This window comes from Bacillus sp. FSL K6-0069, assembly GCF_038007785.1.
In the GTDB taxonomy this organism is placed as follows: domain Bacteria; phylum Bacillota; class Bacilli; order Bacillales; family Bacillaceae_G; genus Bacillus_A; species Bacillus_A mobilis.
The window spans coordinates 5,154,294-5,167,699 of the sequence record NZ_JBBOXN010000001.1; the positions used below are offsets into that span (position 1 = coordinate 5,154,294).

Sequence of the window (13,406 nt, forward strand, 5' to 3'; positions counted from 1 at the left end):
TCCCTTCACTCAATTATTACATTTTACGTTAACGTTAACTTTTGTGCAACTGTTAGACTTTTGTAAATGTTTATCCTATTCAATTGTATTTTTCCAAAAGCAGTTTCATAATGAAAGAAAAGAAACGATAAGGAGATTTCCGTATGAATAAACCACTTATTTTCGCTCATCGCGGGGTAAAAGGAACACATCCAGAAAATACGATGATTGCCTTCCAAGAAGCTGAACGCATTGGTGCCCATGGCATTGAACTTGATGTACACCTATCAAAAGATGGTGAACTTGTCGTGATTCACGATGAAACAGTAGATCGTACAACAAATGGCATAGGTCTTGTTTCTGAAAAAACGGTAGCGGAATTACAAGCTTTAGATGCCGGCAGCCATAAAGACCCTTCTTTCCATGAAGCAAAAATCCCAACGTTACGCGAAGTATTCATTTGGCTATCTACAACAAAGTTACAGCTCAACATTGAGTTAAAAACAGATGTCATTCACTATCCAAATATTGAAGAAAAAGTTGTCGCTCTCGTTCGTGAATATCATCTATCTAATCAAATTATATTCTCATCGTTTAACCACGACTCTGTTTCATTACTAGCAGAAATAGCTCCTGAAATCCCAAGAGCAATTTTATATGATACACCACTTGCTGATCCGATTGCTGAAGCAAAAAATAGAAACGCAACTGGTTTACACCCTAACTTTCAATTATTAACAAAAGAATTTGTCCAATTTGCACAAAATCAAGGGTACACTTTCCGTCCTTACACAATTAACGAATACAAAGATTTACAAACTATGATTGACTACGGCGTAGATGTCATTATTACCGACTGGCCAGCACGTGCCTTTGAGCTCCTTTCTTAATTGAAGGAGCTTTTTGTTTTCGAAATTTCATTGTTTAAAATAACCGAAAACCCTCAATACTAATACAATAATGTTTGTATTAGTATTGAGGGGCTGAAAAAGATGAATCAAACTATGAATCCGAAACTTAAAAAATATAAACGTCTTTTCTTCACCGTAATGTTTTCTTCTGTTCTTTTTTTCGTTTTTTCCTTTTTTGTTATTATTATAGTTGCAAAAATTATGGGACCTCCTCCTGTTGCCGTCCCGCAAACGAGTGTCTTTTACGCTAATGATGACACTGTTATCGGACAAAGTAATGAAATGCAAAAACGTTATAATGTATCTCTCAATGAAATCTCTCCTTATGTAAAAGAGGCAACACTATCTATCGAAGATCAACGATTCTACAAACATCACGGCTTTGATATGAAGCGTATTGCTGGTGCTATTGTTGCCGATTTAAAAGCGATGGCAAAAGTCCAAGGTGCTAGTACGATTACACAACAGTATGCTCGTAACCTATACTTAGATCATGATAAAACATGGAAACGGAAACTATTAGAAGCGATGTACACAATTCGCCTTGAAGTGAACTATAATAAAAATCATATTTTAGAAGGATATTTAAATACAATTTATTATGGGCATGGTGCTTACGGAATCGAAGCTGCGTCTCGTCTATATTTCGATAAAACAGCAAAAGAACTAACATTAGCGGAAGCTAGTATGCTCGCAGGTATTCCGAAAGGCCCTAGTGTCTACTCTCCCTTTTTAAAAGAGGATCGTGCGAAAGGACGACAATCTCTCATATTAGACGAAATGGTAGAACAAGGTTATATTACGAAGAAACAAGCAACTTCAGCGAAGAAAGAGCCATTAACCTTTGCCTCATTAGATACGAAAAAAGTGGCAGAAATCGCGCCTTATTTCCAAGATGCTGTACAAGCTTCTCTTCTTCGTGATATCGGATTAGATGAACAAGCATTACAAAAAGGTGGTTTGCGTATTTATACAACGCTAGACCCTAAATTACAATCGGTCGCAGAGCAAGCTGTAAAAGATCATATACCTGACACAACAAACATACAAACGGCACTCGTTTCTATGAATCCGAAAACAGGTGAAGTAGCTGCCCTTGTTGGTGGAACTGATTATAATACAAGTCAATTTAACAGGGCTACACAAGCTGCTCGCCAGCCTGGATCTACGTTTAAGCCATTCCTATATTATGCGGCATTAGAACGAGGATTCACCCCTGCTACGCGCTTAAAAAGCGAATATACTGTTTTCACTTTAGGTGACGGTGTTTCAAAGTATAAACCGAAAAACTATAAAGACTATTATGCAGACGATTTTGTAACAATGGCACAAGCTCTTGCGGTCTCTGATAACGTATATGCCGTGAAGACCAATTTATTTTTAGGCGAAGACATTCTTACAAAAACAGCGAAGCAATTCGGTATTACTACCGCATTAAAGGATGTTCCGTCTCTTGCTCTCGGTACATCTCCTGTAAAACCAATTGAAATGGTTAACGCTTATAGCATGTTCGCAAATGGTGGAAAAGAAGTAAAACCAGTGTTTATTCGCCGCATTATGGACCATGAAGGAAATATGTTATACGATGCTCATTTGGAGAGTAAGCAAGTTCTTGATAAGAGCAAAGCGTTTGTGATGGAAGAAATGATGACAGGTATGTTTAATAAAAAACTAAGTAGTTATGCTGCTGTAACTGGTCAATCGATGTTATCAAAACTATCAAGAACATATGCCGGAAAATCTGGTTCTACTGAAACGGATAGTTGGATGATTGGATTTACCCCGCAAATCGTAACGGGTGTATGGGTTGGATACGATCAACCTAAATCAATTTCAAATGTAGCAGAACAAGGATATGCAAAAAGAATATGGACCGATACGATGGAAAAAGGCTTAGATGGACAACCTAAAAAAGAGTTTAAACAACCAAGTGACGTCGTTGCAGTCGATATTAACCCTGAAAACGGAAAAATCGCTACAAAAAACTGTCCCATTTCAGTTAAAATGTATTTCGCAAAGGGTACAGAACCGACTGAATATTGTATGGACCATGTTGATGATAAAGAAGAATTTGAAAAGACAACTGAAGAAAAGAAAAAAACAAGTTGGTGGAAAAAATATCTTCCTTGGTAAAAAAATAGCTGACGGGCATCCGTCAGCTATTTTTTATTCACTTAATAATGCACGGCGCAATTCTTCACTAGATTCGTTCCAAATCGCTTCATTATGTTCTTTCAAGAACGTACCAAGTACTTTTTTAGATGATTCATCCATATGGTCAACCATAATGTGACGCTTCATTGATTTATCCATTTTGTTTACGTGCTCTGGAAGTGATTTATATCCGCGGCGAATTTCACGGTCAACTGTCATTTCACAAGCTGTTACACCTGCATAGTAAGCACCTGTCGCAGTTCTTTCAATCGTTACCCACACAAGCCAAAATGGTTTTCCGTTTGGAACTTCATCTTTATTTGTTAAAAATTTAATACCTTTTTCGACTGTACTACGAGCATGCATCGCACCGATATCAACAAATGCTGTTTTCTCTAGTACATCGACAAATACAGGTGAAATATTTTCTAGACTTAATGCTCCAACACCAAAACCACCATGTCCATCCGTTGAATCATTTTTCACGATATTAAAACCGATTTTTTTCTTTTTCTCTGTCATATGTAAGCTCCTCCTCGTTTAAAGGCCGAAAATAGGCGCAATGATATTCTGTAAAAATATTAATACATACGGAATAACAACATTAAAAATAGGCTGGATTGTGTAATTGCTAAGCGGTGTAATAACAAGAATTAATAACGCTATCGCTCCATACTTTTCATACTGTGTCATTTTCGCACGAATATTTGCTGGTGCTAGATCCTCCACTACGCGATATCCATCAAGTGGTGGAATTGGTAATAAGTTAAAGACAAGTAAAACGATATTCAACATAATAAAAATCTGGAAAAATTGAGCTAATGTATCTGCTACTGCAGATGGGATTGAGTACAATACGCCAAATTTTAATAAGCTATACCAAATAATTAAACCGATTGCGCTTAAAATTAAGTTACTAATTGGTCCTGCAATCGAAACTAATATTCCCGCAAGACGTGGTCTTTTAAAATTATACGGATTAACTGGTACCGGTCTTGCCCAACCGAAACCAAGAATTAATACAGCAATCATCCCGATAGGATCTAAGTGTGCCATCGGTGATAAAGTTAATCGGCCTTGCCTCTTTGCTGTATCGTCTCCAAATTTATATGCAACATATGCATGCGCAAATTCATGCACTGATAATGCAATAACAATCGCCATTGCTACCAACGGGATTTCTTGCAATGGATATCTAAATAACTGATCCATACTCCAACTCCTCTTCAATATGTCCAAAAAAGAAAATATTTGTTTTTTCGATTGTTCTTCCCCATAATCCGCTATAATAAGAGTGTAACTTACATAAAAGGAGCGATTATATATGCCATACGTAACAGTGAAAATGCTAGAAGGACGCACAGAGGAACAAAAGAAAGCTCTTGCTGAGAAAGTAACAGCAGCAGTAAGCGAAACAACTGGTGCTCCTGAAGAAAACATCGTTGTTTTCATCGAAGAAATGTCTAAAAACCATTATGCAGTTGGCGGAAAACGCTTAAGCGACAAATAATTTCAAGTTCTTTCATAAGAAGCAGCTCTTAGCTGCTTCTTATTTTTTTCCTTCTAGTAACTCGATGATTCTCTCTTTATATTTTCCTTTTCTTCCATCTTCATAGATTAAATCATGCGGATAGAATAGTTTTTGATCCCTTCTCTTCTTACCAGTAATCGCCTCAACAATATCCGATTCACGTGAAAGCTCTCTAAGCTCCCCATTTGGCATAAGAAGTAAGATTGGTAAACGCTCTTCTTCTTCACCAGCACGGTAAAAGTCGTACGGTAAGTCTGATGTTGAATCAACTACTAAATAGTATTCTGGATCAAGTCCAATCTTTTTGAATAAGCTACTTAATTCCATCCAATTATCTAAACCGTGCTTATCTGTAAACTCTACGTATTTAAATAGGTTTCGATTCATAAAACGGCGGCATAAATCACTTAAAATTGGATCTTCTTCGTCTTGCCATACTTGGAAGTAATAATACATAACGTTCTCGTCTAACTTTAAATAATCCTCTACTGTTACTTCTTCTTCAAATAAAGAATAGAAATGAACCGGATGATTTTTAAATGTATAATACTTCTCGTGCAATGATTTTGCACGGTGTAAAATCTTCGTTAAAATGACTTCGGCACTGCGCGTTACCGGGTGGAAATATACTTGCCAATACATTTGATAACGACTCATAATATAATGCTCAACAGCATGCATACCACTATTTTTAATGACTACTTGATTCCCATACGGACGCATGACACGTAGTATACGTTCCATATCAAAGTTTCCATACTTTACGCCAGTGAAATACGCATCTCTTAATAAATAGTCCATACGATCTGCATCAATTTGGCTGGAAATCATACTAATCGCTAATTTATTAGTAGATGTTTTTGCGATTACATCGGCCACCTTTTGCGGAAAGTCTTTATCCACGCGGCTTAACACACGGTTAATTTCCGTATCTCCAACGATAATTTTTTGCGTAAATTTCTCATGATCTAATGAAAATACCTTTTCAAACGAGTGAGAAAATGGGCCGTGACCGACATCATGAAGTAATGACGCACATAAACATAACAATCTATCTTCAGCATTCCAGTTCGGTCTGCCATCAAACACATCATCAATCATACGACGAATAATTTCATATACACCTAACGAATGAGTAAAGCGACTATGCTCTGCACCGTGAAATGTAAAAAATGTCGTTCCAAGCTGCTTAATACGGCGCAAGCGTTGAAATTCTTTCGTTCCGATTAAATCCCAAATAACACGATCGCGTACGTGCACATATTTATGTACCGGGTCTTTAAACACTTTTGTTTCGCTGAGTTTGTCGTTTAAATATACCACCTTCCGACATCCCCCTTTCTTTACTGCATTCTTACTATATATTATAAACGAAATAGGAAACAGAAAGAAATGAAAGACTATATTAATTGCCCTTATATAAAGAAAAAATCACTTTTACCGAAGTAAATGTGATTTCTTTTTATACATTATTTACCTAAAACGAATTCAGCAACTTCATCTAAGATCATTTCTTTACCTAGAGGGAAGTAACCTTTGTTTAAGTCTTCGTTTTTAATTGTAAATACGTGGTTATTTTTAACAGCGTTCATGTTTTTCCAAATTGATTCTTCTTGGAATTCTTTTAGACGCTGAGAACCGTCACCAGTTGTAAATACAAATAGGTAATCTGGGTTGTAATCGATTAAAGCTTCTTTTTGTACTTGTACTAATGGTTTATCCGTTGGTGTACCTTTAACTGCTGGTAATTTCAAGTCATTAAAGATTACGCTACCGTAACCGTAGTCACCGTATACACGGAAAGCATTTGGATATGCAGCCATTTTCATGAATGTTGCATCGCCAGTTTTCGCAACGATTTTGTCATGTAATTTGCTTGCTTTTTCTTCATACTGTTTGAACCATTCTTTTGTTTCTTTCTCTTTACCGAAGATTTGACCTACTTCTTCGAATTTTGGACGCCATTGGTCTAATGGAGTTTTTAACATAACTGTTGGTGCAATTTTAGATAGTTGATCATAGATCTTTTCTTGACGATTGTTTACAAGAATTAAGTCTGGTTTTGCAGCAGCTACTGCTTCGATGTTAATTTTATCGCCCCAAGCAGAGCCAACTGGTTTTACGTCTTTTAATTTCTTTTCAATATGTGCATCAATTTTTTCTTGAGATGTATTAGCAGTAATAATTGGTTTCATACCAAAAATTAATAATTCTTCTGTTGAACCACTAAGGTCAGCAATTTTCTTTGGATTTGCAGGGATTTTAATTTCCCCTTTTGCGTGTTGTACAGTGCGCTCTTCAGTTTTCGCATCCTTCGCATCTGCTTTCTTCTCTTCTTCTTTGTTAGAACAAGCTGCAAATAGTACAGAAGTAACGACTAGTACCATTGCTAATAGTGCCATTTTAAAATTCTTCATGTTCCCACTCCTTCTAGCTGTATTTCTCTTATAAGTTACAATGAACTATAAGAAACAAGATTAACAATTAATAAATATATATCGATTAATTGTTGCTTATGCCCCGTTCTAACGGGTGTTCAACTTCCTATTTACTAATAAGAAGCTCAACGTCCATTAGAAGTCCCCCTCTTTACGAGGGGGATTCTACTTATGCTTTTTTACGCAATTGATTACTAATCATCGCTAGATCATACGTTAAACAAATTGGTTTACAGTTTACTGGACATGGAACGATTTGAGCTTCAATCTCAAATACGTTACGAAGTGTTTCACTCGTCATCACTTCATCTGGCGTTCCTTGTTTCATTAACTTACCCGCTTTTAATGCAATCATATGATCTGAGAAACGAGAAGCATGGTTTAAGTCATGGATAACCATAACAATCGTTCTACCTTCTTCTTCATTTAACTTTTTCAATAAGTTTAATACTTCTAATTGATGCGCCATATCTAAGTACGTCGTCGGTTCATCTAATACTAGTAATTCTGTTCCTTGTGCAAGAGCCATCGCAATCCATACGCGTTGACGTTGTCCACCTGATAACGCTTCTGCTGGACGATTTGCGAATTCTGTCATTCCCGTCACTTCAAGTGCCCAATGAATGTAACGATAATCCTCTTCTTTCAACGTTCCAAATCCTTTTTGATGAGGAAAGCGTCCATATGAAACAAGCTCAAACACAGTAAGGCCAGTTGGCACTTCTGCAGTCTGTGGTAAAATTGCCATTTTCTTTGCGATTTCTTTCGTTGGTTGTTTCTCAATTGCTTTTCCGTCAAGATAAACAGTACCTTTTTTCGCCTTCAAAATACGAGAAGCCGTTTTTAATAATGTGGACTTCCCACAACCATTTGGTCCAATAATTGTTGTAATTTTCCCTTCCGGAATTTCAACTGTTAATCCATCAATAATTAACCCTTCATTATAGCCAACAGATACCGCATCAACTGCTAAAGTTGCCATACAAAAAGCCTCCCTTTATTTTGTCCTCATAAGTAAGTATATGAAATACGGTGCACCAATTACAGAAATAACAAGACCGACCGGTATTTCTGAAGTTGTTAACACACTTCTTGAAATTACGTCTGCGAATAAAAGTAAAAACGTCCCTATTAGTGCAGCCGTAGGCAGCATAATTTGATGTTTACCACCAACAAGGCGCCTCGCTAAATGCGGAGCCATTAAACCGATAAAACCAATTCCTCCGGCAACAGCGACAGATGCACCAGCTAAACAAACTGCAATAAATAATAATTTACGTCTTTCTTTTTCTACATTTACACCAAGGCCAACAGCTGTAGAGTCGCCTAGGTTCATTACATTTAATATGTGCGCCTTACTAATAGCAAGTGGCAAGAAAATAACCATCCATGGAAGTACACTTAATACGAACTTCCAATCTGTGCCCCACAAACTTCCTGCTAACCAAATCGTTGCAAAACGAAAATCGTTAGATGTCATCTTCATAGAAAAAATTAAACTAACAGCACCAAACCCAGCTGCAACAGCGATACCAACAAGTATTAATCTCGTTGATGACACGCCGTCTTTCCATGCTAGTAAATAAATGATAACTGCTGCTAATATCGCGCCAACTAACGCGAAGAATGGAAGGATAAATACAGATAAAAATGTACCAGTCCCAACTTTCCCGAAGAAAAAGTAGACGAATATAACAACTGTTAATCCCGCTCCAGCGTTAATACCGATAATACCTGGATCAGCAAGGGGATTTCGTGATAACCCTTGCAAAATCGCACCGGACATTGCTAAAGCAGATCCAACTAATATAGCAATAACCATACGTGGCATACGGAATTCAAATAAAATAACAGACTGATCTTCAGCCCCAAGTCCAACCAATGACTTTAATACGTCCATTGGTGGTATTTTAAATGTCCCTGTATTTAAACTTACTAAAAATACAGTAACGATTAATCCTACTAAAATTGTTAAAACCGAAACGTTCTTTTTTGTTAAGACACTTGTCCTCACATTTTCCCTCTCCCTTCGTTACGTGCTAAGTAGAGGAAGAATGGAACCCCAATTAGCGCTGTAATTGCTCCAATTGGCGTTTCAAACGGCGGGTTAATAACGCGAGATAACATATCTGCACATTCAATTAACAGTCCGCCTAAGACCGCAGAACATGGAATAACCCATCTATAGTCTGAGCCTACAAGGAAACGAGTCATATGCGGGATTACAAGACCAACAAATCCAACCGATCCTGCCATAGAAACTGCAGAACCTGTTAACACAAGAACAAGTACTGTTCCGATAAATTTAATTAATGTCGTATTTTGACCAAGTCCAATCGCAATTTCTTCACCGAAGCTTAAAATTGTAATATACCTCGACATTATTATTGCAATAAAGAGACAAACAAGACCAATCGGTACTAACATATTAATACTTTCCCATTTCACTCCAGCAACTCCGCCTGCATTCCACATACTCACCTCTTGGGCGAGGTTGAAATATAACGCAATTCCAGATGAAATGGCCCCTAATAAAGCACTAATTGCCGCTCCCGCTAAAGCTAACTTCACAGGCGTTAATCCACCTGGTGAAGAAGACCCAACACCATATACAATAGCCGCTCCAAACGCCGCTCCAATAAAAGATGCGATAACGAACATTAAATAAGGTGAATTAGGGAAGAATGCATACATAATCGCAATCCCAAATACAGCCCCATCTGTAATCCCCATTAATGATGGAGAAGCAAGTGGATTTCGTGTCATACCTTGCATAATTGCCCCTGATACCGCTAAAAAGGCACCAGCAACTACGCCCCCTATCGCTCTAGGCATGCGAAGTTCTTGAATTACGTTATGGTGCGTAATAGAACCGTCAAACTGAAACACAGCTTGCCATACAGTCTTTAAACTAATATCTGCCGCTCCAAACGAAATAGAAACTGCCATGCTTAAAGCTAACAAAATTGTACCTACTATTAAAATAATAGAAGCAATGAGCGGTCTGCTCTTAATCTCTTTAACATTCACATCTTGCTGTTCTATACTCCTTGCGCTCGCTTCCATCCCTCAACCATCCTAACCAACAACATATATTTATTGAAATGAAATTTATTCTCAAATAGTAATAAAAAAATAAGCGAATTAATCTTTTCTTGATAATGATTCTCAGAATCAGACACCTTCTATTCTACCTATCGCTTCCAAAGACTGTCAACTATTATTTTGAAATACAAATTCATATAGGTCGAGACCTTAATACATAGATAATGACCATCTGTCATTATCTATTATCATCACCATTTAAGCTTCCACAGAATAGATCCTTCCTCTTCTGGACATAAAAAAAGAAGAGTAATCTGTTCACTCTTCTTGTTCTTACTTCTTTAACTTTGCTTCAATTTTTACAATTAATTCATCTTCTGTTGGAGCCGCAACTGGACGATTATTTACAAATGCGAATGATTTTTTACGACCAGGACCACAGTAAGACTGGCATGCAACTTCAATCGTTGCACATGAATCTACCTTTTTTAACTTCGGAATTAACGTTTTAACGTTCGTTGCCTGACAATCATCGCACACACGAAATTCGTTTCCCATTATATATAACACTTCCTCTATTTTAAACTTTTCACAAGTACATTTAAAAATAAACACTAAATGGTATTTTACCGCTCTTTGAAGCTCGTTGCAAGTTTCCCTATAAAGCTCTTTCTTCATATAATGCTCCATATTTATATGTTCTCCTACAGAAGTTTCCGTCATTCTTGGCAAAATTTATCCCGCTTTAATGGGCAGTAAGACCTCCACCTCAAAATGCAGCGAAAGCAAAGAATCTAGGGGGGCGGGCTGCCCATTAAAGTCCGATTGGTGAGGGATGATAATCAGTGAGGGATGAAGAAAACCCCCACTGATTAAAGTTTCACTTTATACCTTTCATCGAAATCTACCATATTTTTAAAAGCTTTGTATAAAAGCTCCTTTTTTTGCCCATTATAAAAATAGGAAGTTCATAAAAAGAAAGGGAGTTGAATCTATGAAAGTAAGACAAGATGCTTGGACAGATGAGGATGATTTATTACTTGCTGAAACTGTACTTCGTCACGTTCGAGAAGGAAGTACTCAATTAAATGCATTTGAAGAAGTAGGAGATCAATTAAATCGTACATCGGCTGCCTGTGGTTTCCGTTGGAATGCTGTTGTTCGCTATAGTTATGAACAAGCTCTTCAACTAGCAAAAAAACATCGTAAAGATAAAATGCGTGCTGCAAGCGGTGAACAAGCGAAAAAACGTTTACTTTATACACCACCGGCTTCAGAGGTGATAACTGATTATGAAGAATTCGTACACGAGGAAGCAATTGTACAATATAAAGAAGCTATTCCATATCAAGAATCTACTGTTCCTGCTGCAAAAGGCTCTATGACAATGCAAGATGTTATTTATTTTTTACAAACAGTCGGATCTTCAAATATAAAAGTGACAGCTCTTGAAAACGAGAATACGAGATTGAAACAAGAAATCAAATCACAAATTCTTCGAAATGAAGAACTAGAAAAGAAACTAGAAAAATTAGAAAAACAATCTCATACTGTACAAGAAGATTACGAAACACTTATGAATATTATGAACCGCGCTCGTAAGTTAGCAGTTATGGATGACGAGGAACGTTCTCAAACATCTTTCCGAATGGATCGAAACGGTAATTTAGAAAAAATTGCAGAATAAAAAGGATGCATTGCATGCATCCTTTTTTGTTATTTCACTTCAACCATATGCACTTCTTCTACGTTAGAACCTCTCTTTATATCTGGGAAGATTTTTTCCTTTGGATTTTCTTTAAAGGCTGCTAATCCAATCGTTTTTACCGGTTCATTTATCTTTGTATATTCGGCATCACTAACAACTGCATACATATCTGTATATTTACGCGCATCACCGATTACTACATTACCTTCATATTTCATTTTCTTTCCATCAATTACTACATCTTTTTGTTCCTCTTTAGCAAATACGATTCCCACTTCATCTGAAACAGATGGCAATGCTTTAATTGGTTCCACATCTTCTTTTACTACCTTTTTCAGCATGTTTTCTTTTACCATTTTTTCAGCTGTTGTTTTATTCATAATTAAAACCTTTTTCTCATTAACCGTACCTAGTTTTGCTTCGAATTTACTTTGGGATTCAATTTTATCTTTATATTGGTCCATTGTTTTTTGAACGCCTGTTTCATCTCCGTACATAACAACGCCCTTTGCTTGTGGCGCAATCATATCCATAATCGAACAGCCACTAAATACGGCAGCTGACATAATCGCTACGAGTCCTAATTTAACTTTTTTCATTTGTATGCCTCCTAAAATCATAATTGCATCTCTTAGTTTAACGACAGTAGCTCGTTTTACCAATTCACTTTCCTTACAACAACATTACAATTTAGTAAGATTTCTCCCTAAAACTATTTTTTATATTTTTGCTATAATAGAGATTGTCATTTTAAAGATAAGGGGTTAGTTATATGAGCAATTCCCGTTCCATTTTATCTCAGCCAGAGTGGCGTATTGTAGATCAGTCTAGTTTGGGACCAACATTCCATGCATTGCAGTCATTCGCAATGGATGACACGTTATGCACAAGTATTGGAAACGGTCAATCAGCTGCAACAATGCGTTCTTGGGTTCATCACAATACAATTGTTCTTGGCATTCAAGATTCACGCCTACCACACTTAGAAGAAGGTATTTCCTTTTTAAAGGAAAACAACTTCAATGTTATCGTTCGTAATTCCGGTGGACTTGCAGTCGTACTGGATGAAGGTGTTTTAAACGTATCGCTTTTATTCCAAGAGACGGAAAAAGGTATCGATATTGATCTTGGATACGATACAATGTGGCATTTAATTAAAGAAATGTTAAAAGATTACGATGTTACAATCGAGGCAAAAGAAATTGTTGGTTCTTACTGTCCTGGTAGCTACGATTTAAGTATTCGCGATCAAAAATTCGCTGGCATTTCACAGCGCCGTATTCGCGGCGGTGTCGCTGTCCAAATTTATTTATGTGCTACAGGAAGTGGCTCTGAGCGTGCCGCACTCGTTCGTGATTTTTACAACCTAGCCATTCAAGGAGAAGAAACGCGCTTTACGTATCCTGAAATTGTACCGAGCACGATGGCTTCACTTTCAGAATTACTTGGCGAAACCATTACAGTACAAGATTTAATGATGCGCCTTTTAAAAACATTGCAGCAATTCGCTCCAAAGTTAACACCATCTCAATTAACAATAGATGAAATACCTTTATATGAGACGAATTTACAACGTATTATTGATCGTAACAATAAAGCACTTGGCTTAGAAAAATAAAGACCGTCGCTATTATAGCGAC

General features: G+C 37.0%; 14 protein-coding genes. 5 read left to right on the forward strand and 9 right to left on the reverse strand.

All coding sequences use genetic code 11. The features are described 5' to 3' along the window. Positions 1–143 precede the first annotated feature (143 nt). Positions 144–869, forward strand: coding sequence for a glycerophosphodiester phosphodiesterase (locus MHB74_RS26570; RefSeq protein ID WP_061680055.1), 726 nt, complete (start codon positions 144–146; stop codon positions 867–869). A gap of 102 nt (positions 870–971) precedes the next feature. Further along, positions 972–3,023, forward strand: coding sequence for a transglycosylase domain-containing protein (locus MHB74_RS26575; RefSeq protein WP_061680056.1), 2,052 nt, complete (start codon positions 972–974; stop codon positions 3,021–3,023). A 33-nt stretch (positions 3,024–3,056) separates the two neighbouring features. Here MHB74_RS26575 and MHB74_RS26580 read toward each other — a convergent pair whose 3' ends face one another. Next, a complete protein-coding gene (locus MHB74_RS26580) occupies positions 3,057–3,566 on the reverse strand; it encodes a YwhD family protein (protein WP_000136683.1) in 510 nt (169 codons plus the stop codon). An 18-nt stretch (positions 3,567–3,584) separates the two neighbouring features. Continuing rightward, positions 3,585–4,256: a site-2 protease family protein gene (locus MHB74_RS26585; RefSeq protein WP_061680057.1), complete on the reverse strand. Its 672-nt coding sequence runs from the start codon at positions 4,254–4,256 to the stop codon at positions 3,585–3,587. Positions 4,257–4,368: 112 nt separating this feature from the next. Between MHB74_RS26585 and MHB74_RS26590 the strand changes: the two genes are divergently transcribed. Then, the gene (locus MHB74_RS26590) at positions 4,369–4,554 is read left to right on the forward strand and encodes a 2-hydroxymuconate tautomerase (protein WP_001147171.1); all 186 of its coding nucleotides are present in this window, start codon (positions 4,369–4,371) and stop codon (positions 4,552–4,554) included. A 39-nt stretch (positions 4,555–4,593) separates the two neighbouring features. On the opposite strand, the gene MHB74_RS26595 is transcribed toward MHB74_RS26590, so the two are convergent. The 6 genes from MHB74_RS26595 to MHB74_RS26620 all read right to left on the reverse strand — a co-directional run bounded on the left by MHB74_RS26595 (position 4,594) and on the right by MHB74_RS26620 (position 10,616). Continuing rightward, positions 4,594–5,898, reverse strand: coding sequence for an HD domain-containing protein (locus tag MHB74_RS26595; RefSeq protein ID WP_000262748.1), 1,305 nt, complete (start codon positions 5,896–5,898; stop codon positions 4,594–4,596). A 146-nt stretch (positions 5,899–6,044) separates the two neighbouring features. Then, positions 6,045–6,992, reverse strand: a complete 948-nt coding sequence (locus tag MHB74_RS26600) for an ABC transporter substrate-binding protein (RefSeq protein ID WP_000787719.1) — start codon at positions 6,990–6,992, stop codon at positions 6,045–6,047. A 190-nt stretch (positions 6,993–7,182) separates the two neighbouring features. Continuing rightward, positions 7,183–7,995, reverse strand: a complete 813-nt coding sequence (locus MHB74_RS26605; protein WP_000212060.1) for an ABC transporter ATP-binding protein — start codon at positions 7,993–7,995, stop codon at positions 7,183–7,185. A gap of 15 nt (positions 7,996–8,010) precedes the next feature. Further along, complete coding sequence (locus MHB74_RS26610) at positions 8,011–9,027, reverse strand: FecCD family ABC transporter permease (RefSeq protein ID WP_001260777.1); 1,017 nt, start codon at positions 9,025–9,027, stop codon at positions 8,011–8,013. Beyond that, positions 9,024–10,079 (reverse strand): FecCD family ABC transporter permease, encoded by a 1,056-nt coding sequence (locus MHB74_RS26615; protein WP_061680058.1) that lies wholly within the window; start codon positions 10,077–10,079, stop codon positions 9,024–9,026. The genes MHB74_RS26610 and MHB74_RS26615 overlap by 4 nt, the downstream gene beginning before the upstream one ends. Positions 10,080–10,391: 312 nt before the next feature. Next, the gene (locus MHB74_RS26620) at positions 10,392–10,616 is read right to left on the reverse strand and encodes a DUF1450 domain-containing protein (protein ID WP_000526074.1); all 225 of its coding nucleotides are present in this window, start codon (positions 10,614–10,616) and stop codon (positions 10,392–10,394) included. A 436-nt stretch (positions 10,617–11,052) separates the two neighbouring features. On the opposite strand from MHB74_RS26620, the gene MHB74_RS26625 reads away from it, so the two are divergent. Then, the gene (locus tag MHB74_RS26625) at positions 11,053–11,745 is read left to right on the forward strand and encodes an RsfA family transcriptional regulator (protein WP_061680059.1); all 693 of its coding nucleotides are present in this window, start codon (positions 11,053–11,055) and stop codon (positions 11,743–11,745) included. A gap of 29 nt (positions 11,746–11,774) precedes the next feature. On the opposite strand, the gene MHB74_RS26630 is transcribed toward MHB74_RS26625, so the two are convergent. Continuing rightward, entirely contained in the window at positions 11,775–12,365 is a 591-nt protein-coding gene (locus MHB74_RS26630; protein WP_061680060.1) for a lipoprotein BA_5634 family protein, read from the reverse strand. Between the two features lie 173 nt (positions 12,366–12,538). Between MHB74_RS26630 and MHB74_RS26635 the strand changes: the two genes are divergently transcribed. Continuing rightward, positions 12,539–13,384: a lipoate--protein ligase family protein gene (locus MHB74_RS26635; RefSeq protein ID WP_060633002.1), complete on the forward strand. Its 846-nt coding sequence runs from the start codon at positions 12,539–12,541 to the stop codon at positions 13,382–13,384. Positions 13,385–13,406: the final 22 nt, after the last annotated feature.